Source organism: Xanthobacter aminoxidans (genome assembly GCF_023571765.1).
Lineage (GTDB): Bacteria > Pseudomonadota > Alphaproteobacteria > Rhizobiales > Xanthobacteraceae > Xanthobacter > Xanthobacter aminoxidans.
Map to the genome: position 1 here is coordinate 21,453 of NZ_JAMJXC010000003.1, position 22,030 is coordinate 43,482.

A 22,030-nucleotide genomic window follows, 5' to 3' on the forward strand; every position below is an offset into this window, starting at 1 on the left:
CCGGCTTGAAGTCACGTCATCTTCCCCTATGGTGCGCGCCAAGGCCTGAAGGCCAAAGAAGAAGCAGTCCGGAGCCATCTCCGGCCGCGCCCGAGGGAATTGATCTCGATGACAGCCCTTCTCGCCCTCTCGCGGGGGATCGATGCCGTCAACACCCGCATCGGCAAGGCCGCCGCGTGGCTGATCCTCCTGTCCATCCTTGTGTCGGCGCTCAATGCGATCATCCGCAAGCTGTTCGACATGAGCTCGAATTCGTGGCTGGAGCTGCAATGGGTGCTGTTCGCCGCGGTGTTCCTGCTGTGCGCGTCATGGACGCTCATCGACAACGAGCACATCCGCATCGACATCGTGAATTCCCGGCTGCCCAAGCGCACCCGCGACGGCATCGACATCTTCGGCCACATCTTCTTCCTGCTGCCGTTCTCGATCCTGTTACTGTGGACCTCCTGGCCCTTCTTCCTCGCCTCCTTCGAGATCAACGAGCAGTCGCTGAACGCCGGCGGCCTGCCCCAGTGGCCGGCGAAGCTGCTGGTGCCGGTGGGCTTCTTCTTCCTGACGCTCCAGGGCATCTCGGAGCTCATCAAGCGCGTCGCCATCTTCACCGGAAAGATGGAGGACCCCCACGAGGGCGCGGGCGGCAGCCATGCGGCCCTGGCGGCCGAGGCCGAGCGCCTGCTGGCCGAGGCCGAACTTCCCGATGGGGCGCCCGGCGTCTCTGCGGTCAAGAAGTAGGAGCGCGTTCATGTCTTTCGTCCGCACGCTCCTGAAGCGCCGCCCCCTCGCCGCGCTCGCCGTCGCGCTCCTCGCCGCTTTGCTCATCGCCCTGCCCGATGTGGCGATGGCGGCGGAGCCCGGCTTCCGCGGTTGGTTCATCCACAACATGGCGCCGATCATGTTCGGCGCGCTGGTGCTGTTCCTGCTGCTCGGCTACCCGGTGGCCTTCTCGCTGGCGGCCAACGGCCTGATCTTCGGCCTCATCGGCATCTGGCTCGGCCTGTTCGAGCCCAAGTTCCTGCAGGCGCTGCCCGAGCGCGTGTACGGCACCATGAACAACGAAGTGCTCCTCGCGGTGCCCTTCTTCACCTTCATGGGCCTCATCCTCGAGCGCTCCGGCATGGCCGAGGACCTGCTCGACACCATCGGCCAGGTGTTCGGCTCCATCCGCGGCGGCCTCGCCTATGCGGTGATCTTCGTGGGCGCGCTGCTCGCGGCGACCACCGGCGTGGTGGCGGCCTCGGTGATCTCCATGGGCCTCATCTCGCTGCCCATCATGCTGCGCTACGGCTACGACCGGCGGGTCGCCTCGGGCGTCATCGCGGCGTCGGGCACGCTGGCGCAGATCATCCCGCCCTCCCTCGTGCTCATCGTCATGGCCGACCAGCTGAACCGCTCGGTGGGCGACATGTATGAGGGCGCGTTCGTGCCCGGCCTGCTGCTCGCCGGCCTCTACGCGGTCTACATCTTCATCGTCTCGTCGATCTTTCCGAGCGCCGCGCCCGGCCTGCCGCTGGAGGCGCAGACCCTGCGCGACCCCGAGCAGAAGATGATGCCCTCGCGCATTCTCGGCGCGGTGGCGGCGGCGGGCTTCGCCTATCTCATCGCCACCGGCTCCCTGCCGGGCCTCACGGCCGGAGCCATTCCCGGCGTCGCCAACGTGGCGGTGTGGGGCATCGTGGCGTTCGTGCTGCTCTATTTCGTCATGTCGGGCACGGCGAAGCTGCTGACGCCGTCCCTCTTCATCGCGCTCGCCTTCTCCATCGCCGGCGGCATCGTGCTGATGGAGCGCAGCCATGTGAAGTTCGGCGCGGACTATGTGGTGCTCACCATGTCGGCCACGGTGGGCATCGCCTTCGTGGTGGCGGTCATCAACCGCCTGTTCCGGCTGAAGCTGATGTCCAAGCTCGCCGAGCAGGTGGTGTTCGTGATGGTGCCGCCGCTGGCGCTCATCTTCCTCGTGCTCGGCACCATCTTCATCGGCGTCGCGACGCCGACCGAGGGCGGCGCCATGGGCTCGCTGGGCGCGGTCATCCTCGCCTTCGCCCGCGGCCGGCTGAAGTTCGACCTGCTGCGGCAGGCGACCTATTCCACCGCCAAGCTTTCTGCCTTCGTGCTGTTCATCCTGCTCGGCGCCCGCGTGTTCTCGCTCACCTTCTACGGGGTGGACGGGCACAAGTGGGTGGAGGAGCTGCTGGTGTCGCTGCCCGGCGGGCAGACCGGCTTCCTCATCGCGGTGAACGCGCTGGTGTTCGTGCTGGCCTTCTTCCTCGATTATTTCGAGCTGGCCTTCATCATCATCCCGCTGCTGGGGCCTGCGGCGGACAAGATGGGCATCGACCTCATCTGGTTCGGCGTGATGCTGGCGGTGAACATGCAAACCTCGTTCATGCATCCGCCGTTCGGCTTCGCCCTGTTCTTCCTGCGCTCGGTGGCGGCCAAGGTGCCCTATGTGGACCGGGTGACGGGCAAGATGATGCAGCCCGTGACCACGGGCCAGATCTACTGGGGCGCGGTGCCGTTCGTGTTCATCCAGCTCATCATGGTGGCGCTCATCCTGATCTTCCCGGGCATGGTGACCCACTACAAGAGCGGCGGCATCCAGCTCGACCAGAAGCAGATCCAGCAGCAGTTCGAGAACCTTTCGCCGGGCCTCGATGCCGCGCCGCCGCCGCCCCTCGACCTCGGCTTCGGGAAATAGCGGGCGCCGGCGGGCTGGCCTTGCCCTCCTAAGGGCGCATTCGGAATGGAGATGACGGGGTGGAGGGCTTCAGTTCCTCCGCCCCGTCGTGCATTCGTGGTGACGGGGGAGGCCTTGCGATTCGCGGCGCGCCGCGGGACCCAGGGCCCATCGATCGATCAAGGTGCTGGACCGGCCGGGGCGACCGCCAGCGTGGCGCAGCCAGGCGACCGAAACGGACTCGGCCGAGCGTGCGGAGGTGATTGCGATGAACCCGAGGCCCGACTTCTGTCCCGGCTGCGGGGCGCAGGTCTATCCCGAGGAGGCCCATTGCCCCTTCTGCGGCCGCAAGCTCCATACGAGCTATGTGATGCCCTTCCTCGTGGGTCTGGGCGGCACCGTGGTGGCGCTGATCTCGGGCGGCCTCGTCTGGTGGGTCATGTCGGCCGAGCCGGGCGAGACGCCCGATGCGCAGCCGCAGGTTCAGGCCACGGCTCCCGCCCCCGCGACCCCCGCTCCGCAACAGCCTGCGCCCGTGCAGCCTGCCCCCGCCCAGCCTCCGGCGCAGGCCGCTGCACCGAGCCCGACGGAACCGCCCGCGGCCGCGCCGGGACAGGAAGCCTCCCTGCCGCTGCCCACGGTGAACACTCCCGTCGCGGCTCCGGCGGCGGATGCCGCCGCGCGCCGGGCCTTCGCCAAGAGCAAGCAGGACAGCTTCGCCCAGAACGGCCTCGACCTCACTGTGACGGCCGGCGGCAACGACGCGACGCTCCTCACCATCAAGTTCAACTTCCCGGCAAAGGAGGCGGCCGAACTGATCGTCGGCGGCCCCTTCCCCAAGCAGTGCGAGCAGCGCGGTTTCCGGCAGGTGTTTTTCGTCGATCCGTCCGGCACCACATGGGTTTATGATATCGCCACCCAGCAGATGACGCAGAAATGAGCGCAGCAGGCGACACCGATCCTTCCCCCGCTGCTGGCCTGAAGCTGGTGCTGTTCGATTGCGACGGCACGCTGGTGGACAGCCAGCACCTGATCGTCTCGGCCATGAACGATGTCCACGTCGCCTACGGCGTGCCGGTGCCCGACCGGGAGAAGCTGCTCTCGGTGGTGGGGCTCTCGCTGCCGCAGGCTTTCGCCGTGCTGTCGCAGGGGGATGCGTCCTATCCCATTCAGGCGATGGTCGATGCCTACAAGGTCGCCTTCAACCGCATGCTGAATGCCGATGCCCCTGAGCCCATGTTCGACGGCGCCCGCGAGGTGCTGGAGGGGCTGCGCCAGCGCGAGGACGTGGTGCTGGGCATCGTCACCGGCAAGTCGCGGCGGGGGGTGAACCGCATCCTCGCCGTGCAGGGTATGGAAGGCTGGTTCTCCACCATCCAGACCGCCGACGATGCGCCGTCCAAGCCCCATCCGGCCATGGTGTTCCAGGCCATGGGCGAGGTTGGTGCGCGGCCGGAGGACACGGTGGTGATCGGCGATACCACCTACGACATCTCCATGGCCCTGCAGGCCGGGGCCTCGGCGCTCGGCGTCGCCTGGGGTTATCATGAGACGCCGGCGCTGGAGCGGGCCGGCGCGGACCGCATCGTCCAGCATTTCCGCGAGGTGCCCGACGCCATCGCCGAGCTTCTGGCCCGCCGCCGCGTCGTGATCTGAGGACAGCTCGAGATGCGTGAGTTCCTGGAAGATGTGGAGAGCGGCGATCCGGGCGATCCCGTCGCCCGCGCCCGCGCCGCCCAGAAGGCGCCTCTGCCCAAGCGCTTCTACAAGGAGGTCAGCGTGGGCGAGGGGGAGGGCGGTTTCACCATTCTCCTCGACGGCCGCCCGGTGCGCACCCCGGCGCGCGGCCTGCTGAAGGCACCGACCCGCGCGCTGGCGGAAGCCATGGCGGCCGAATGGGCGGCCCAGCAGACCGAGATCGACCCCTTCAGCATGCCGCTCACCCGCCTCGTCAACGTCGCCCTCGATCGGGTGACGCCGGAGGCGCAGGCGGTGGCGGACGAGGTGGTGAACTACGCCGGCACCGACATGTTGTTCTATCGCGCCGACGGCCCGCAGAAGCTGCTGGACCGGCAGGCGAAGCACTGGGATGCCGTGCTGGACTGGATGGGCGCGACCCACGGCGCGCGCTTTTTCCTCGCCGAGGGCATCACCCATGTGAAGCAGCCGGAGGAGGCGCTGGCGAAGGTGCGGGCGCTGGTGCCGGCCGATCCGCTGCGCCTCGCGGCCGTGCATTCCATCACCACGCTCACCGGCTCGGCCCTCCTCGCCCTTGCGGTGGCCGAGGGCGCGCTCTCCGCCGACGCGGCGTGGACGGCGGCCCATGTGGACGAGGATTTCAACCGCGAGCAATGGGGCGAGGACGAACTCGCCACCGCCCGCCGCGCCGCCCGCCGCACCGAGATGGACGCGGCGGCACAGGTGCTGGCGCTGGGCTGAGCCGCCCTTCAAGCCCGCGCGGCGTTTGAGCGGAGCAACGCGGAAAGCCCGCGCGGCGTTTGAGCGAAGCAACGGGCAAAGCCCGCGCGGCGTCTGAGCGAAGCAACGCGGGACTCCCGCGCGGCGCCTGAGTGGGGAGGGGGAATGGACGAGGACGCGATTGCCGATCTCTTCGCTGCCTTCGGCCCGGTGGCGGTGAAGCGCATGTTCGGCGGGGCCGGGCTCTATGCGGACGGGCTGATGTTCGCCTTGTGGGCGGGGGAGACCTTCTACCTCAAGGCCGATGCGGCACTCGCCGAGGATCTGAAGGGGCGGGGCTCGGTCCCCTTCAGCTACGAGGCCAAGGGCGTCGTGCGCACAATGGGCGGCTACTGGTCGGTGCCCGAGGCGGCACTCGACGATGCCGACGACCTCGCGGCCCTCGCCCGCCGAGCCCTCTTCGTGGCGCACGCGGCCAGCGAGGCCAAAGCCAAAGCCCGGCCGGCAGGCCGGGCGTCTGCGAACAAAGCGAAGCCGACAGGCGGAGCGTCTGCGAAAAAGCCGAAGCCGGCAGGCGGAGCGGGCGGGAAGACGCCCGCCGCCAAAAAGAAAAGCGCGCCGGCCCAAGGCTGAGCGGCGCGCTGATCCGTCAGAACATTTGACAGGATGCGCCGTCCCGGAGGTCGGCGCAGACTTCAGCCTGCCATCACGCGCCGGCCTTCACACGCACGGGGCGCAGAAGGAAAGCGGGGAGGTGGGACATGTCCGCCGGCTCGTTGGCGGGCGCCCGCTCGCGGCGCGGGGGACGCGCCTCGGCAGCATCCTCGCGGGCGGGACGGCGGTTGCGCTCGGGGCGGTCGCCACGCTCGGCGGTCCGTTCCGGACGTGCGGCGCGTTCCCGCTCCTGACGCTCGGGGCGTTCCGTGCGCTCGGGACGCTCCGTGCGCTCAGGACGATCGGCGCGTTCGGGACGCTCCGCCCGTTCAGCCCGCGGCTGACGCTCGGCACGCTCCGCGCCTTCGGCCCGGGGCTCGCGCTCACGGCGCGGCTCGCGCTCGCCGCGACCTTCGCGATCACCACGGCCCTCGCGGGGCTCCTTGTCCATGCGGCGCTTGCCGCGCAGACGGCCATCCTCGCGCCCGCGGCGCTCGGAGGCCGGCGGGGCGTCGCCCAGGGGCGCGCCATGCCAGGGGATCGGATTGCCGATCAGCTTCTCGATGGCCGAGAGGGACTTGGCATCGAGGTGCGTGACCATGGTGTAGGCCGTGCCGGCGCGGCCGGCGCGGCCCGTGCGGCCGATGCGGTGGACGTAATCCTCGGCGTGGTGGGGCACGTCATAGTTGAAGACGTGGCTCACCGCCGGAATGTCGAGGCCGCGGGCGGCCACGTCGGAGGCAACAAGCAGGGTCGCCTCGCCGTTGCGGAACTCGTCCAGCGCCTTGATGCGGGCGTGCTGGTCCATGTCGCCGTGCAGGGCGACGGCATTGAAGCCGTGCTTCTGCAGCGAGCGGTGGAGCACCGCCACGTCGCGCTTGCGGTTGCAGAAGATGATGCCGTTCTGCAAATTCTCGCAGCCTCGGATCAGCTCCCGCAGGACGTCGCGCTTCTCGTAATCCTCGCGGCCGGAGGCGACCAGTTCCTGCGTCACCGTGGTAGCGGTGGACGCGGGCTTGGAGACCTCCACCCGAACCGGGTTGGAGAGGAATTGCGAGACGAGGCGCTGGATCTCCGGCGGCATGGTGGCCGAGAAGAACAGCGTCTGGCGGGTGAAGGGCACGAGCTTGCAGATGCGCTCGATGTCCGGGATGAAGCCCATGTCCAGCATGCGGTCGGCCTCGTCGATGACGAGCACTTCGATGCCGGAGAGGAGCAGGCGGCCGCGCTCCACATGGTCGAGCAGGCGGCCGGGGGTGGCGATCAGCACGTCCACGCCGCGAACGAGCTTGGTGTCCTGGTCGCCGAAGGAAACGCCGCCAATGAGCAGGGCGACGTTGAGCTTGCTGTACTTGCCGTAGCGCGTGAAATTCTCTTCCACCTGGGCCGCGAGTTCGCGGGTGGGTTCCAGGATGAGAGTGCGCGGCATGCGGGCACGGGCGCGGCCCTGCTCCAGCAGCGTCAGCATGGGGAGCGTGAAGGCGGCGGTCTTGCCGGTACCTGTCTGCGCGAGGCCGAGAACATCCCGGCGCGCGAGAACATGGGGGATGGCCTGGGCCTGGATGGGGGTCGGGGTCGTGTAGCCAGTATCGGCGACAGCCGCGAGAACCTTATCGCTCAGGCCGAGCTCGGAAAATGACATTGCATCTTTTGGATGCGGCGGCGCGCCGCTGATCGAACGTCCCGTGCCGTACGGGGTCAGACGAGTGGTCGTCGGTCGGCGCGCTTGGATTCGACATATCTCGGACGACGCATAGCAACATAAGAAAATGATGCGCCGTGTCAATGTTTTCCGCCCGGTCTCGCCGATTCGGCGGGCATAAAGCGCCGATCTTCCGGCGGTGGCGCGGAAATGCACGCTTTGCGGGCAGTCGCCATGCGCGCGGCGAATGAGTGTGCGCTGCACCCATGCGGTCTCGTCGGGTTGACCCGATCCGGCCGACGCCGCACGGATGGCGTTCCTGTCGCCGTTCCGGATCCCATGCCTTTCCTTCTCGTCCTCGGCCTCGCGGCGTTCGCGAGCGCGTTTTCCATGCGCGTCGTCGATCCCATGCTGAACATCCTGGCGAGCGAGCTTCAGGTGACGTTGCAGCAGGTGGCGATGCTCGCCAGCGCCTTCACCTTTCCCTATGCGCTGATGCAGCTGGTGTTCGGCCCCATCGGCGATGCGGTGGGCAAGGTGCGGCTCATCCGCGTGAACCTCGCCATGCTCTCCGTCGGCCTCGTGGTCTCGGCGACCGCCACCAGCCACGAGATGCTGCTCGCCTCCCGCGTCTTCTGCGGCGCCTTCGCCGGCGGCATCATTCCGGTGGTGCTGGCGACGGTGGGCGACCGGGTACCGTTCGAGCGGCGTCCGCTGGCCCTCAGCCGCGTGCTGCTCGCTTTGGTGCTGGGCCAGCTCTCCGGTTCGGCGCTGGCCGGCTTCATCGCCGAGCTGGTGGGGTGGCGCGAGGTGTTCTGGTGCGCCCTCGCCGTCGCGGCGTTGGCGGCGCTCGCCACCACCTTCGGCCTGACGGAGGAGGGCGAGCGCAAGCCTTTGTCCTTCGCCGCCTCCATCGCCCGCTATGGGCTGGTGCTGCGCAACCCGCTGTCCATCAAGGTCTACGGCGTGGTGGCCATCGAGGGGGCGCTGAGCTTCGGCGTGTTTCCGCTGGTGGCGCCGCTGATGGTCCATCAGGGCATCGGCAATGCCAAGGAGGCCGGCATCGCGCTCGCGGCCTTCGCCATCGGTGGCGCCGTCTATACCTTCGCCGTGCCGCTGCTGGTGCGCTATCTCGGCCTCAGCGGCATGGTGCGCTGGGGCGCGGCGGGTGTGGGCGTGCTGCTCATTCTCGCCACCCGTGCCCATGGGCTGGTGCTCATGGCGGCGATCTTCGCCGGGGCGGGTTTCGCCTTCTACATGATCCACAACGTGCTGCAGATCCTCGCCACGGAACTGGCTCCCGAGGCGCGCGGATCGGCGCTGGCGCTGTTCGCCTCCTCCTTCTTCATCGGCCAGGCGTTGGGCGCGCTGGGGCTGACTCAGGCGGCGGGTTTTGCCGGGGTGGTGGCCATGTTCATCACCGCCGGCATCGGCATGCTGCTGCTCGCCGGCCCCGCCGGGCTGCTCCAGCCGAGGCGGGGCCAGATCTCACCCCCCGAGACGCTTTGAGCTGCGCACCTCGTGAGGGCGGCGGCTCCCGTCAGATGTTGATCCTCACCGACGCGCCCTGCTTGGCGCAGCGGGCGGTGACGCCGTTGCGGTGGACCTGCGGCGCCCTGGACATGGATTGCGCCGACTGGCCCATGCACCATTTGGTGTGGCGCATGGGGTCGATCAATTCGTTGGCGCGCCTCCAGTCGCAGCCCTGGCTCGCCGCCAGGTAGATGACGGACACTGCCCAATAGCCATAAGAGACGCAGGACTGCTCGTCATTCCCGAACGACTGCGCCTGCGCCGCCCCCGGCAGCAGCGTCGCAAGCGCAAGGCCGCCCGCTAGAGCCATCCGCACGCCGCGCCCCGCGCGCGGTACGTTCTTCCCGTCCCCCATGATCTTCCCCCTCCGGTGCCGCGATGGCGGCGTTAATCGCCCGGCGCCCCCGCGCCGGCTCAGATGTCCAGCATCTCCTCGCCGGCGAAGGCGGCGCGCTCGGAGATGAAGGCGAAGCGGGCTTCGGGCTTGTTGCCCATGAGGCGCTCCACGAGATCCACGGTGGCGGCGCGCTCGGCATCCTCCACGGAGACGCGCTGCAGGGTGCGCGTCTTCGGGTCCATGGTGGTTTCCTTGAGCTGCGCCGGCATCATCTCGCCGAGGCCCTTGAAGCGGCCCACGTCCACCTTGCCCTTGCCGTTGAATTCCTTCTTCAGCAGCCGCTCGCGGTGGGCGTCGTCCCGCGCATAGAGGGTCTTGGCCCCCTGCGTGATGCGGTAGAGCGGCGGCACGGCGAGGAAGAGGTGGCCCTCCTCGATCAGCTTCGGCATCTGGCGGAAGAAATAGGTGACGAGGAGGGAAGCGATGTGCGCCCCGTCCACGTCGGCGTCGGTCATGATGATGACCTTCTCGTAGCGAAGGTCCGTCTCGCGATAATGGGCGAGGGTGCCGCAGCCCAGCGCCTGGCCGAGATCGGCGAGCTGCTGGTTGGCGGCGAGCTTGTCGCGGGTGGCGTTGGCGACGTTGAGGATCTTGCCGCGCAAGGGCAGCACGGCCTGCGTCTTGCGGTCCCGCGCCTGCTTGGCCGAGCCGCCGGCCGAGTCGCCCTCGACGATGAAGATCTCGGAGCCGGCCGCCTCGGTGTTGGAGCAGTCGGCCAGCTTGCCGGGCAGGCGCAGCTTGCGCACGGCGGTCTTGCGGGAGACCTCCTTCTCCTGCTTGCGGCGCAGCCGCTCCTCGGCGCGGTCGATCACATGGTCGAGCAGGCGCGAGGCCTGCACCGGATTGGCCGCGAGCCAGTGGTCGAACGGGTCGCGCAGCGCCTGCTCGACGATGCGGGCGGCCTCGGCGGTGGCGAGGCGGTCCTTGGTCTGGCCCTGGAATTCCGGCTCGCGCACGAACACGGAGAGCATGGCGGCGCAGCCGGTGATCACGTCGTCGCCGGTGATGACGGAGCCGCGCTTGCCCTGTCCGGCACGCTCCGAATAGTCCTTCAGGCCCTTGAGCAGAACCGCCTTGAGGCCGTTCTCATGGGTGCCGCCATCGGGGGTGGGGATGGTGTTGCAATAGGAGGAAATGCTGCCATCGGCATCCGCCACCCACGCCACCGCCCATTCCACCGAGCCGTGCCCGCCGGTCTTCTGGATGCGGCCAGCGAAGATGTCGGGATGGACCAGCGTGTTGCCTTCGAGGTCCGCCGCCAGATAGTCCTTCAGGCCGCCGGGGAAGCGGAAGACCGTCTTCTCCGGGATGTTCTCGCCGGCCTTCAGCAACTCGGGGTCGCACGACCAGCGGATTTCCACGCCGCCGAACAGGTACGCCTTGGAGCGGGCCATGCGGAACACGCGGGCCGGCTCGAAATGCGCGCCGGCGCCGAAGATTTCCGGATCGGGATGGAAGCGCACGCGGGTGCCGCGCCGGTTGGTGATGCGGCCGACTTCCTTGAGCGGCCCCTGCGGCACGCCCTTGGAGAAGCTCTGACGATAGAGGGTCTGGTTGCGCGCGATCTCCACCTCCAGATCGTCGGAGAGCGCGTTCACCACCGAGACGCCGACGCCGTGCAGGCCGCCGGAGGTCTCGTAGACCTTGCTGTCGAACTTACCGCCGGCGTGCAGCGTGGTCATGATGACCTCCAGCGCCGACTTGCCGGGAAACTTGGGGTGCTCCTCCACCGGGATGCCGCGGCCATTGTCCGAGACGGTGAGGTAGCCGTCGGCGCCGAGCTGCACTTCGATGAAGGTGGCGTGGCCGGCCACGGCCTCGTCCATCGAATTGTCCACCACCTCGGCGAAGAGGTGGTGCAGCGCCTTGGAATCGGTGCCGCCGATATACATGCCCGGGCGGCGCCGCACCGGCTCCAGCCCTTCCAGCACCTCGATATGGGCGGCGGTATAATCGCCCGCCATGGCGGGCACGACGGCGGCCTTGCCGCGCGCGCTCTCCCTGCCGGTCGATTCCCGCGCAGGCGACTTGCTGGCACCGCGCGGGCGGGCGGCGAAGAGATCGTCGGAATTATCGCTGTCGGACATGGGTCTCTGAGGTCGGAGGTTTGGGCGCCAGATAGCAGAACGGCAGGGCCGGCGCGAATCGGGACGGCGCCGCGGCCCCTGATTTCCCCATAGTGACAGAGCCGGAGGGCGAGGGGAACAGAATGGCAACAATTGAGCCATGCCCGGCCCGTGCTCGACGCCGCGCCTCTCCTCTGGCTTCATGCGCGCGTGAACATCGCCGTGCCGAATCGCCTCTTCCTCGACGTCGCCCGCTCCGCCACCGGCCGCACCTGGCGGGAACGGCTGGACGTGCGCGGGGGGCAGACGGCGCTGGCCATGGCCCAGCGCTTTGGCATCAGCGAGCTTCTGGCCCGCGTACTCGCCGCCCGCAACGTGCAGCTGGACGAGGTGGAGCGCTATCTCGACCCCTCCATCCGCACCCTTCTGCCCGATCCCGACACGCTCACCGACATGCCCGCCGCCGTGGCGCGCCTCGCCCGCGCGGTGACGACCGGCGAGCAGGTGGCGGTGTTCGGCGACTATGACGTGGATGGCGCCTGCTCCACCGCCCTCATGGTGGGCGTGCTCCAGGCCGGCGGGCTCGACCCGTTCTTCCACATCCCGGATCGCATCTTCGAGGGTTACGGCCCCAACGTGCCGGCCATCGAGCAGCTCGCCGCGCGCGGCGTGACCCTGCTGGTGACGGTGGATTGCGGCACCACCTCGCTTGAACCGCTTGTGGCCGCGAAACGGCTCGGCATGGACGTGGTGGTCATCGATCACCATCAGGCGGGGGAGACCCTGCCGCCTGCCACCGCCATCGTGAACCCGAACCGGGAGGACGACCTCTCCGGCCTCGGCCATGTCTGCGCGGCCGGGCTCGCCTTCGTGGTGGCGGTGGGCCTCGTGCGGGCGCTGCGCCAGAGCGGGCATTTCAACGCCGAGCGGCCCGCGCCGGACCTGCTCGAAGCCCTCGACATCGTGGCGCTGGCCACGGTGGCGGACGTGGTGCCGCTGATTGGCCTCAACCGCGCCTTCGTGGCGAAGGGGCTCATCGCCATGCGCCGGCGCACCCGCATCGGCCTCACCGCCCTGATGGACGCGGCGCGGCTCGACGGGCCGCCGAGGCCCTTCCATCTCGGCTTCCTCATCGGCCCGCGCATCAATGCCGGCGGGCGCATCGGCGAGGCGACGCTGGGCGCGCGCCTGCTGCTGACGCAGGACCCCGCCGAGGCGCGCGGCATCGCCGCCGAACTGGACCGCCTCAACGCCGAGCGGCAGGAGGTGGAGCGCGCCATCCTCGCCGCCGCCGAGGCCGAGGCGCATGCAGCGCTCGGCATCTCGGAGGAGGGCGCCGTGGTGGTGGTGAGCGGCGAGGGGTGGCACCCCGGCGTCGTCGGCCTCGTCGCGGCGCGGCTGAAGGAGCGCTTCCAGCGCCCGGCCTTCGCCATCGCCTTCAATGGCGAGACCGGCACCGGCTCCGGCCGCTCCATTCCCGGCGTGGACATCGGCCGCGCGGTGCGCGGGGCGGTGGAGAGCGGGCTCCTGGTGAAGGGCGGCGGCCATGCCATGGCGGCCGGCCTCACGGTGGAGCGCCGCCAGCTCGGGGCGCTACGCGCGGAGCTGGAGCAGCGCCTCGCGCCGGACGTGGAGCGCGCCCGCGCCGAGGGCACCCTTTCCATCGACGGCGCGCTGACCGCACGCGGCGCCACGCTGGATCTCGTGGAGACCGTTTCCCGCGCCGGCCCGTTCGGCGCCGGCAATCCCGAGCCGGTGTTCGCCTTTCCCGGCCACCGCATCAGCTATGTCGAGAGCTTCGGCGCCGGCCATGTGCGCGCCCGCATCTCCTCGCCGGACGGCACGACCCTGAAGGCCACCGCCTTCCGCTGCGCCGAGGAGCCGCTGGGCCGGGCGCTCTTGGCCGGGCGCGGGCGCAATCTGCACGTCGCCGGGTGCCTCGACATCGACACCTGGCAGGGCGAGACGCGGGTGGCGTTGCGCATCCGCGACGTGGCCGAGGCCGGATGAGGTCGCCGCTGTGAAGGTCCTGCTCGCCGTCCTCCTCTGCTTCAACGCCGGCTTCGTGGATGCAGCGGGCTTCGTCGCGCTCGGCGGGCTGTTCGCGGCCCATGTCACCGGCAATTTCGTCACCATAGCCGCCTCGCTGGCCCATGGGGATGCGCCCTCGCTGACGAAGGTCCTGGCGCTGCCGGTGTTCGCCATCGTGGTGCTGTGCGCGCGGGAGCTGAGCCTGTTCCTCGCCCGGCGCGGGCGGGACGATTTCCGCATCCTGATGGCGGCAAAGCTCGTGCTGCTCGCCCATGCAGCGCTGGTGGCGGTGCAGAACGGGCCCTTCTACGACCACGACTCTCCCGCTGCCGTGATGATGGGCATGACCTTGGTGGCGGCCATGGCGCTGCAGAACGCGCTCCACCGCACCCACCTCACCGACTCGCCGCCCTCCACCGTGATGACGGGCACGTTCACGCAGGTGCTGGTGGACATCGCCAATCTCTTGCGACCGCTGGAAGGCACCAACATTCCCGCCACCCGCGCCCGTCTCGGCCGGATGAGCGCGTACCTCGCCGCCTTCCTCTTCGGCTGCCTTGCGGCCGCGCTGCTCTATCGCGCGGTGGGCATGTGGTGCCTGTTCGTACCCACCTTCGTGGCGGTGGCGGAGATCTTCACGCTGGGGCCGGACCCGGCGCCGCAGAAGGACAAGGCGTAAACCTGCGCCTCAGCGCTCTTCCGACACCCGCAGCGCCGTCCGCCCGGTGATCTTGCGCTTGCGCGGCGCGGGCTTCCCATCGGCCGGCGCGGTCTCTACGGGGATGGCGGGCGCCGGAGCTGGTGCCTTGCGCGAAGAGGCCTTCTTCGCCGGCTTGGCGGCCGGTGCGGCCGGGGCGCGGCTGCCATCGGCGAGGGCAAGCAGCGCCTTCACCCGGTCGCCGGGCTGGGCGAGGGCAGGGGCGTGCGGATCGACGCGGGTGAGCAGCGCCTTGGTCTTGGGCGCCGGCACGCCATCCAGCGCCTCGGCGAAGGCGGTGGGGCCGAGCAAGGCGCGGATGGCGCGGATGGCCTCAAGGTCCGTCCCCTCCGCCACCAGCTGGGCGCGGGCGATCTCGTTCACCGCCTTGCGCGCGAGATTGCCGCCGGCCGGGAACAGGCCGGCCTTGCCGCCGATGGCCGCGAGCAGAGCGAAGAAATCCGAAGCTTCAGCCATGGAGCCGCCTCCGCGTCTCGTTCACCAGATCGCGCACAGCATCCACCGCGTTGTACCATTTCTGCTCGAAGGAGGGCGCGTAGGGAAAGTTTTCCGGGTCCATGGCCCGCTCTATGGCGGCCTGATTGCGGACTTCCGTGTCGAACATCTCATAGACCGCATCGGCTTCCTCCGCCTCGTCCCGCAGGCTGATGAGTGTGTCACGATGCTGGATCTTCTGCGCATGCACCCGGCTCGCCAGCACCAGCGGCCGGCGCTTCGGCTGGGGCAAGGCGGAGCGCGTGACGTGGGCGTTCTCCCACACCGAGGCGCGGAAGGCGTCGAAGCCGAGGGTGGAGAGATAGTCGGGAATGGTGGGCACGATCACCATGTCGGCGAGGCGGATGGCCACCTCGGTGAAGGCGGAGATGCCGGGCGCGCAGTCGAACAGCACCACGTCATAGTGCGCGCGCAGGTAGCCGAGCGCCTCGTCCAGCACCCTCAGGGACTGGCCCTCCAGCGAGCGCAGCCCGTAATTCTTCTCTGCCAGCCGCAGGACGATCTCGCGCTCCAGCAGGCGCAGGCGGGGGCTCGCCACCACCATGTCGATGGCCAGTTCCTCACCCGCCTTCATCACGTGGCAGATGCTCGGCGAGATGTACTGGGCGATGGAGGTGCGGTCGCCATAGAGGAGCCGGTCGGCGAGGAAGGACGTCACCGACTGGCGGCGGTCGAGGATCGCGCGCAGCTCGTCGTCATGGGCGAAGCAGTAGGAGGCGTTGGCCTGGGCGTCGAGATCGACCACCACCACCCGCGCGCCTTGCTCCGCAAAGCCTTCCGCCAGCATGACCACGGTGGTGGTCTTGCCCACGCCGCCCTTCATGTTGGCAACGGCGATAACCCGCCCCCCGGCGTCGGCCTCCCCCACTTCGGCCATGTCCGCACCACCCCTCGCAGCCCATGTTGCGCCGCAACCTAAAGGCGATGCTGCACCTGCTCAATAGAGGCCGGTCAAATAATAGAAGCCGATCACGACGAAGGCGGCAGTGGTCTTGATGATGGTGACGGCGAAAATGTCGCCGTAGGACTGACGATGCGTCAGCCCCGTCACGGTGAGGAGGGTGATGACCGCGCCGTTGTGCGGCAGCGTGTCCATGCCACCGGCGGCCATGGAGGCGACGCGGTGCATCACCTCCAGCGGGATGCCATAGGCCTGCGCCTCGGCGATGAATTGCTGCGCCATGGCCCCGAGCGCGATGGAGAGGCCGCCCGAGGCCGAGCCGGTGATGCCGGCCAGCGTCGTCACCGTGATCGCCTCGTTGATGAGGGGATTGGGGATGGAGGTGAGCGCAGCCTTGATGACGAGGAAGCCCGGCAGCGCCGCGATCACCGCGCCGAAGCCGTATTCCGTCGCCGTGTTCAGCCCGGCGAGCAGCGCGCCCCCCACCGCTTCCTTGGAGCCGCCGGCGAAATGGCCGGCGATGGCCCGGTAGCCGAACGCCACCACCGTGAGGATGCCGAGCAGCAGCGCCGCTTCCACCGCCCAGATGCCGGCCCAGACGTGGGTCTCAACGCTCACCGTCGGGCCGCCCTCCACAAGCGTCGCGCTGGCCTGCGGCCCGAACCATCCGGGGATGTGCCAGGCGAAGAACAGATTGGCGAGGCCCACCACAACCAGCGGCAGCACCGCGAGCAGCGGCGGCACGGGCGGGACGCCGTCGTCCGGCAGGCTCTCGTTGAGGTGGCCGGTGCCATAGCCTTCGCCGGCGCGGTGGGCCTGCATCCGGCGGAATTCCAGATAGGAGATGCCCACCACGAAGATGAAGATGGAGCCGACGATGCCGAGGATGGGCGCCGCATAGGCTGTCGTGCCGAAGAAGGCGGTGGGGATGATGTTCTGCAACTGCGGCGTGCCGGGCAGCGTATCCGCCGTGAAGGAGAAGGCACCGAGCGCGATCACCGCCGGCAGCAGGCGCTTGGGGATGCCCACCTGCCGGAACATCTCGGCGCCGAAGGGATAGAGCGCGAACACCACCACGAACAGCGAGACGCCGCCATAGGTGAGCACTGCGCCCACCAGCACGATGGAGACGATGGCCCGCCGCGGCCCCAGCAGGTTCACCACCGCCGAGACGATGGAGCGCGAGAAGCCGGCCAGCTCGATGAGCTTGCCGAAGATGGCGCCCAGCAGGAACACCGGGAAGTAGAGCTTGATGAAGCCCACCATCTTTTCCATGAACAGGCCGGAAAAGATCACCGGCACCGCCGCCGGATCGGTCAGCAGCACCGCGCCGATGGCGGCGACGGGCGCGAACAGGATGACGCTGAAGCCCCGATAGGCCACGAGCATCAGGAAGAAGAGCGCGGCGAGGCAGACGACGAAGCTCATGGCTGTCAATCCGGCGCAGGTAGGGGAGTCCTCAAGCGGGACAGTAATGCGCCCTACGGCCGAGCACCAGCTTCGGAATTCATAAGAATTGTTGCACTGCAATGGCTTGCCGCCGCCCCGGCATCCGCCGGGTCGGCGTCATTCCCTGCCAGCCCCTATGGCGGCGCGATCTGTGCGCGACGCTGCACCCGCTCAATAGAGGCCGGTGAGATAATAGAAGCCGATCACGAAGAACACCGCGGCGGTCTTCACCAGCGTGATGGCGAAGATGTCGCCATAGGCCTGCCGGTGGCTCAGGCCGGTCACGGCGAGCAGGGTGATGACGGCGCCGTTGTGGGGCAGCGTGTCCATGCCGCCGGAGGCCATGGAGGCGACGCGGTGCAGCACCTCCATGGGGATGCCGGCGGCATTGGCCTGGGCGATGAACTGCTCCGACATGGCCGCGAGCGCGATGGACAGGCCGCCCGAGGCCGAGCCGGTGATGCCGGCCAGCGTGGTTACGGTGATGGCCTCGTTGACCAGCGGATTGGGGATGGCCGACAGCGCCGACTTGATGAGAAGGAAGCCGGGCAGCGCCGCGATGACCGCGCCGAAGCCGTACTCGGTGGCGGTGTTGAGGCCCGCGAGCAGCGCGCCTGACACGGCATCCTTGGAGCCGGTGGAGAACTTGCCGGCGATGGATTTGAAGCCGAACACCGCGACCGTGAAAATGCCGAGAAGCAGCGCTGCTTCCACGGCCCAGATCGCCGCCCAGGTGCTGGTCGGCACGCTCACGGGGGCCGCGCCCGGAACCAGCGTGGCGGTCGCGGTGGCGCCGAACCACTGCGGTATGAGGCGGGCGAAGATCAGGTTGGCGATGCCCACCACGACCAGCGGCAGCAAGGCGAGAATCGGGGAGACGAGCGGCACGGTCTCGTCCACCACCACCTCGTTGAGGTGGCCGGTGCCGTAGCCCTCGCCGGCCTTCGCCGCCTGGCGGCGGCGGAACTCGAGGTAGGACAGCCCCACCGCGAGGATGAAGGCGGTTCCGACGAGGCCCAGGATGGGCGCGGCGTAGGCTGTGGTGTGGAAGAAGGTGGTGGGGATGATGTTCTGGATCTGCGGCGTGCCGGGCAGCGTGTCCATGGTGAAGGAGAACGCCCCGAGCGCCACCACCGCCGGCAGGAGCCGCTTGGGAATGCCCACCTGGCGGAACATTTCCGCGCCGAAGGGGTAGACGGCGAACACCACCACGAACAGCGAGACGCCGCCATAGGTCAGCAGGGCGCCCACCAGCACGATGGAGAGGATGGCGCGGCCCGGCCCCAAAAGCTTCACCACCGAAGCGACGATGGACCGCGAAAAGCCCGACAGCTCGATGAGCTTGCCGAAGACGGCGCCCAGCAGGAACACCGGGAAGTAGAGCTTGATGAAGCCCACCATCTTTTCCATGAACAGGCCGGAAAAGACGACCGGCACCGCGGCCGGATCCGTGAGCAGCACCGCGCCGATGGCGGCGACGGGGGCGAACAGGATGACGCTGAAGCCCCGATAGGCCACGAGCATCAGGAAGAAGAGCGCCGCAAGGCAGACAACAAAGCTCATGGGACGAATCCGGCGGAGGTAAGAATGCGATCGGGCCGGACACTAGTGCGGCCCGCGACCGGACACAGCTTGTCCTTTGGTATGGGGGGCCCGACGGACCTTGCGGTAGCCGGCAGAAGGCGCACGATGAAGCTCGGACCGAGTCGGTCCCAGATACCTCTTGACTTTAACACTTCAACAATTGATAGAGTGTTCACATGAGTTTCGACGCGCAGCGTTCGCTCACGGGCCGGCAGGTGGATGAGGCGGCGGGGATGTTCTCCGCCTTGGCCGACCCCCAGCGCCTGCGGCTGCTGATCCTGCTGGCCGGTCGCGAGGCTTCGGTGACGGAGCTGGCGGAGGCCCAGGGGGAGAAGCTCTCGACGGTGTCGGTGCGGCTGAAGGTGCTTCACGCCGCGCGCCTCGTCGGGCGGCGGCGCGAGGGCAAGTCGATCCTCTATCACCTGGCGGACGACCATGTGCTCGCCCTCGTGGCGAGTGCGGTGGAGCACGCCTGCGAGAATCATTGAAGCCGAGAACCGTTGACGCGAGGAGCAAGCCATGTCCGGGACCTGCAAGATCCATCCGAACCACGACCACCAGCACGGCCCCGGCTGCGGCCACACCGCCATCCGCCATGAGGGGCATGTGGACTATCTCCACGACGGCCACCTGCACCACATGCACGGCGACCATGTGGATGAGCACGTGATCGCGGTGAGCGAGACCAATCCCGACCGCTGCACCCCCAACCACACCTGCGCGGGCCACGAGCCCGGCCATGTCCACGGCCCCGGCTGCGGCCATGAGGCGGTGCCCCACGGCGATCACGTCGACTATCTGGTGGACGGCCACCTGCACCACCCGCACGGCGGCCATTGCGACGACCATGGTCCGGTCGAGGTGGTCCGCGGCTGATCCGCGGGATCGGGATCGCAGATACAAAAAGGCCGCGCCTGATGAGGGCGCGGCCTTTTCGCGTCAGGTGGGGATCACGGCATCAGCGCGATCTGCTCCAGGCCCTCGGTCTCGGGGAAGCCCATGACGAGGTTCATGTTCTGCACCGCCGAGCCGGACGCGCCCTTCACGAGGTTGTCCAGCGTGGAGATGATGACGGCCCGGCCGGGCACGCGGTCGGCCACCACGCCCAGGAACACCATGTTGGACCCGCGCACATGGCGCGACTGGGGCACCTGGCCGAACGGCAGCACGTGGACGAAGGCCGCGCCCTTGTAGAAGTCGGTCAGGATGCGGTGCAGGTCCTCGGCGGTGGCGCCGGTGGTGCGCACGTAGATGGTGGCGTAGATGCCCCGGTTCATGGGCGAAAGCACCGGCACGAACATGGGCTTCACCGGCCGGCCGGCGGCCTTGGAGAATTCCTGGTCCAGCTCGCCCATGTGGCGATGGCCGGAAACCGCATAGGCGTGGATGCCCTCCGACACCTCGGAGAACAGCATCGCCTCCTTGGCCGAGCGGCCGGCGCCGGACATGCCGGTCTTGGAATCGACCACGATGCTCTCCGGCTCCAGCGCGCCGGCTTCCAGCAGCGGCACGATGGGCAGGATGGCGGTGGAGGAATGGCAGCCGGGATTGGCGACGAGGCGGGCCTTGCGGATCTCGTCGCGATAGATCTCGGCGATGCCGTAGGCCGCCTCCTTCTGGAGGTCGAGCGCCTGGTGGGGATGGCCGTACCATTCCTCGTAAGCGCCGGGATCGGACAGGCGGAAGTCGGCGGAAAGGTCCACCACCTTCACGTTGGGCGCCGTATCGAACACCTTCTTGATGACCAATTGGGTGGTGGCGTGCGGCAGCGCGCAGAACACCACGTCCACGGCGGTGAAATCCACCTGGTCGATGGTCACGAGCTTGGGCAGCGCGAAGGGCGCGAACTGGGGGAACACGTCGGCCATGGACTGGCCGGCCTTGCGGTCCGCGGTGAGCGCGACGATCTCGACGCGCGGATGGCGCAGCAGCAGGCGCACCAGCTCGGAGCCGGTGTAGCCCGAGGCGCCCAATACCGCGATCCTTGCCTTTGCGTCAGACATCTTGCTCTCCCGAAGGGTCTCCCGCCGCCCGGCCGCAGCCGGCGAACGGGGCCAAGGTGCTTACACCCAATCACACGTCAGGGAAAAGACAGGGGCGCGCGGTTTCCCTCTCCCCTTGCGGGAGAGGGTGGATCGCGGCGGCGCCGCGAGACGGGTGAGGGGGCTGGTTCCGCGAAAGCAGCGCGGGTCTTGCGCCCGGAATACCCCTCACCCCCGGCCCCTCTCCCGCAAGGGGAGAGGGGAGGGAGGATAGGGAAACCCCTCTCCCCTTGCGGGAGAGGGTGGATCGCGGCGACGCCGCGAGACGGGTGAGGGGGATGGTGCGGCCGTAACGGCGGTTAAGACGGCGGAGAAAGCACCCCTCACCCCCAGCCCCTCTCCCGCAAGGGGAGAGGGGAGGAAGAAGTTCCCCGCTCACGCCAGCCGGAACTTGGAGAAGTCGCGGTGCTCGGTGGCGATGCGGCGGACGGTGCCGGTGGCGGCGCGCATCACGATGGTGTCGGTGAGGATCACATCCCGGCCGAAGCGCACGCCCTTCAGCAGCGCGCCGTCCGTGACGCCGGTGGCGGCGAACAGGCAGTCGCCGCGCACCATCTCGTCCAGCTTGTAGACCTTGGAGAAGTCGGTGATGCCCAGCGCCTTGGCCTGGGCGCGCTTCTTCTCGGTGTCGAGCACGAGCCGGCCCTCCATCTGCCCGCCGATGCAGCGCAGCGCGGCGGCGGCCAGCACGCCCTCGGCGGCGCCGCCGAGGCCGAGATAGATGTCGATGCCGCTCTCATGCGGGTTGGCGGTGTGCACCACGCCCGCCACGTCGCCGTCGGTGATGAGCTTGATGGCGGCGCCGGTCTTGCGCACGGCATCGATCAGCGGGCCATGGCGGGGCCGGTCGAGGATGAGGGCGGTGACGTCGGAGGGCGGCACGCCCTTGGCCTCGGCCAAAGCGCGGATGTTGTCCTGCGGGCTCTGGGAGAGGGAAACGATGCCCTCAGGATAGCCCGGCCCGATGGCGATCTTCTCCATGTAGCAGGGCGGCATCTTCAGCAGCGTGTCATGCTCGGCGAGCACGAGCACGCAGAGCGAGCCCTCCATGTTCTTGGCGCAGAGCGTGGTGCCTTCCAGCGCGTCCACCGCGAGGTCCACCTCGGCCCCGCCGCGCCCCAGCTTCTCGCCGACGAACAGCTGGTCGCAATCGCCCTCGATGCCTTCGCCGATCACCAGGGTGCCGGAGACCGGAATCTCGTTCACCTCGCGATGGCAGACGGTCATGGCGGCGATGTCGGCGGCCTGCTCGTCGCCGTGGCCGCGCAGGCGGGCGGCGGCGACGGCGCAGCGTTCCATGGCCTGGGCCATGTCGAGGGCAAGACGGCGGTCGAGCACCTGCTCGGCTCGCTGGGCAGACTTCTCAGGCGTCCTCTGGGTCCGGGCACCGCTCATGACGTCGGTCCTTCTGGTTCTGTTGCCGCGC

20 protein-coding genes are annotated in these 22,030 nt (G+C 68.8%); 11 read left to right on the top strand and 9 right to left on the bottom strand.

Annotation, left to right across the window (positions count from 1 at the left end; translation table 11 throughout):
* Positions 1-108: 108 nt before the first annotated feature.
* From EJ105_RS05570 to EJ105_RS05595, 6 genes are all read left to right on the top strand, one after another.
* Positions 109-732: a TRAP transporter small permease subunit gene (locus EJ105_RS05570; protein WP_029558944.1), complete on the top strand. Its 624-nt coding sequence runs from the start codon at positions 109-111 to the stop codon at positions 730-732.
* Positions 733-838: 106 nt separating this feature from the next.
* Entirely contained in the window at positions 839-2,695 is a 1,857-nt protein-coding gene (locus EJ105_RS05575; RefSeq protein WP_029558943.1) for a TRAP transporter large permease, read from the top strand.
* A gap of 247 nt (positions 2,696-2,942) precedes the next feature.
* Positions 2,943-3,614 carry a zinc ribbon domain-containing protein gene (locus tag EJ105_RS05580; protein WP_024278475.1) on the top strand — a complete coding sequence of 224 codons (672 nt, stop codon included), beginning with the start codon at positions 2,943-2,945 and terminating at the stop codon, positions 3,612-3,614.
* Positions 3,611-4,330, top strand: a complete 720-nt coding sequence (locus tag EJ105_RS05585) for an HAD-IA family hydrolase (protein WP_250165578.1) — start codon at positions 3,611-3,613, stop codon at positions 4,328-4,330. Before EJ105_RS05580 ends, EJ105_RS05585 begins: the two co-directional genes overlap by 4 nt.
* 12 nt (positions 4,331-4,342) lie before the next feature.
* Positions 4,343-5,113 carry an ATP12 family chaperone protein gene (locus EJ105_RS05590; protein WP_250165579.1) on the top strand — a complete coding sequence of 257 codons (771 nt, stop codon included), beginning with the start codon at positions 4,343-4,345 and terminating at the stop codon, positions 5,111-5,113.
* Positions 5,114-5,257: 144 nt separating this feature from the next.
* Positions 5,258-5,725, top strand: coding sequence for a TfoX/Sxy family protein (locus tag EJ105_RS05595; RefSeq protein ID WP_250165580.1), 468 nt, complete (start codon positions 5,258-5,260; stop codon positions 5,723-5,725).
* Between the two features lie 73 nt (positions 5,726-5,798).
* Here the strand turns inward: EJ105_RS05595 and EJ105_RS05600 are convergent, their stop codons facing one another.
* Entirely contained in the window at positions 5,799-7,388 is a 1,590-nt protein-coding gene (locus EJ105_RS05600) for a DEAD/DEAH box helicase (protein ID WP_029558938.1), read from the bottom strand.
* 339 nt (positions 7,389-7,727) lie between these two features.
* Between EJ105_RS05600 and EJ105_RS05605 the strand changes: the two genes are divergently transcribed.
* Positions 7,728-8,897 carry an MFS transporter gene (locus tag EJ105_RS05605; RefSeq protein WP_250165581.1) on the top strand — a complete coding sequence of 390 codons (1,170 nt, stop codon included), beginning with the start codon at positions 7,728-7,730 and terminating at the stop codon, positions 8,895-8,897.
* A 31-nt stretch (positions 8,898-8,928) separates the two neighbouring features.
* On the opposite strand, the gene EJ105_RS05610 is transcribed toward EJ105_RS05605, so the two are convergent.
* Entirely contained in the window at positions 8,929-9,276 is a 348-nt protein-coding gene (locus EJ105_RS05610; protein ID WP_250165582.1) for a hypothetical protein, read from the bottom strand.
* 59 nt (positions 9,277-9,335) lie between these two features.
* Positions 9,336-11,405 (bottom strand): DNA topoisomerase IV subunit B, encoded by a 2,070-nt coding sequence (gene parE / locus EJ105_RS05615; RefSeq protein WP_250165583.1) that lies wholly within the window; start codon positions 11,403-11,405, stop codon positions 9,336-9,338.
* A gap of 189 nt (positions 11,406-11,594) precedes the next feature.
* On the opposite strand from parE, the gene recJ reads away from it, so the two are divergent.
* Positions 11,595-13,394, top strand: coding sequence for a single-stranded-DNA-specific exonuclease RecJ (recJ, locus tag EJ105_RS05620; protein ID WP_250165840.1), 1,800 nt, complete (start codon positions 11,595-11,597; stop codon positions 13,392-13,394).
* Between the two features lie 10 nt (positions 13,395-13,404).
* Complete coding sequence (locus tag EJ105_RS05625) at positions 13,405-14,094, top strand: YoaK family protein (RefSeq protein WP_250165584.1); 690 nt, start codon at positions 13,405-13,407, stop codon at positions 14,092-14,094.
* 9 nt (positions 14,095-14,103) lie between these two features.
* Here EJ105_RS05625 and EJ105_RS05630 read toward each other — a convergent pair whose 3' ends face one another.
* The 4 genes from EJ105_RS05630 to EJ105_RS05645 all read right to left on the bottom strand — a co-directional run bounded on the left by EJ105_RS05630 (position 14,104) and on the right by EJ105_RS05645 (position 18,541).
* Positions 14,104-14,589: a hypothetical protein gene (locus EJ105_RS05630; RefSeq protein ID WP_250165585.1), complete on the bottom strand. Its 486-nt coding sequence runs from the start codon at positions 14,587-14,589 to the stop codon at positions 14,104-14,106.
* Positions 14,582-15,505, bottom strand: a complete 924-nt coding sequence (locus EJ105_RS05635; protein ID WP_250165586.1) for a ParA family protein — start codon at positions 15,503-15,505, stop codon at positions 14,582-14,584. The genes EJ105_RS05630 and EJ105_RS05635 overlap by 8 nt, the downstream gene beginning before the upstream one ends.
* 60 nt (positions 15,506-15,565) lie before the next feature.
* Positions 15,566-16,957 (bottom strand): GntP family permease, encoded by a 1,392-nt coding sequence (locus tag EJ105_RS05640; RefSeq protein ID WP_250165587.1) that lies wholly within the window; start codon positions 16,955-16,957, stop codon positions 15,566-15,568.
* 192 nt (positions 16,958-17,149) lie between these two features.
* Positions 17,150-18,541, bottom strand: a complete 1,392-nt coding sequence (locus EJ105_RS05645) for a GntP family permease (RefSeq protein ID WP_029558929.1) — start codon at positions 18,539-18,541, stop codon at positions 17,150-17,152.
* A 197-nt stretch (positions 18,542-18,738) separates the two neighbouring features.
* On the opposite strand from EJ105_RS05645, the gene EJ105_RS05650 reads away from it, so the two are divergent.
* Entirely contained in the window at positions 18,739-19,050 is a 312-nt protein-coding gene (locus tag EJ105_RS05650; RefSeq protein ID WP_169124321.1) for an ArsR/SmtB family transcription factor, read from the top strand.
* A 31-nt stretch (positions 19,051-19,081) separates the two neighbouring features.
* Positions 19,082-19,438, top strand: coding sequence for a hypothetical protein (locus EJ105_RS05655; protein ID WP_024278489.1), 357 nt, complete (start codon positions 19,082-19,084; stop codon positions 19,436-19,438).
* A 74-nt stretch (positions 19,439-19,512) separates the two neighbouring features.
* Here the strand turns inward: EJ105_RS05655 and argC are convergent, their stop codons facing one another.
* Entirely contained in the window at positions 19,513-20,565 is a 1,053-nt protein-coding gene (gene argC / locus EJ105_RS05660) for an N-acetyl-gamma-glutamyl-phosphate reductase (RefSeq protein ID WP_250165588.1), read from the bottom strand.
* A 414-nt stretch (positions 20,566-20,979) separates the two neighbouring features.
* Positions 20,980-21,999, bottom strand: coding sequence for a class II fructose-bisphosphatase (gene glpX / locus EJ105_RS05665; protein ID WP_051679301.1), 1,020 nt, complete (start codon positions 21,997-21,999; stop codon positions 20,980-20,982).
* Positions 22,000-22,030 lie beyond the last annotated feature (31 nt).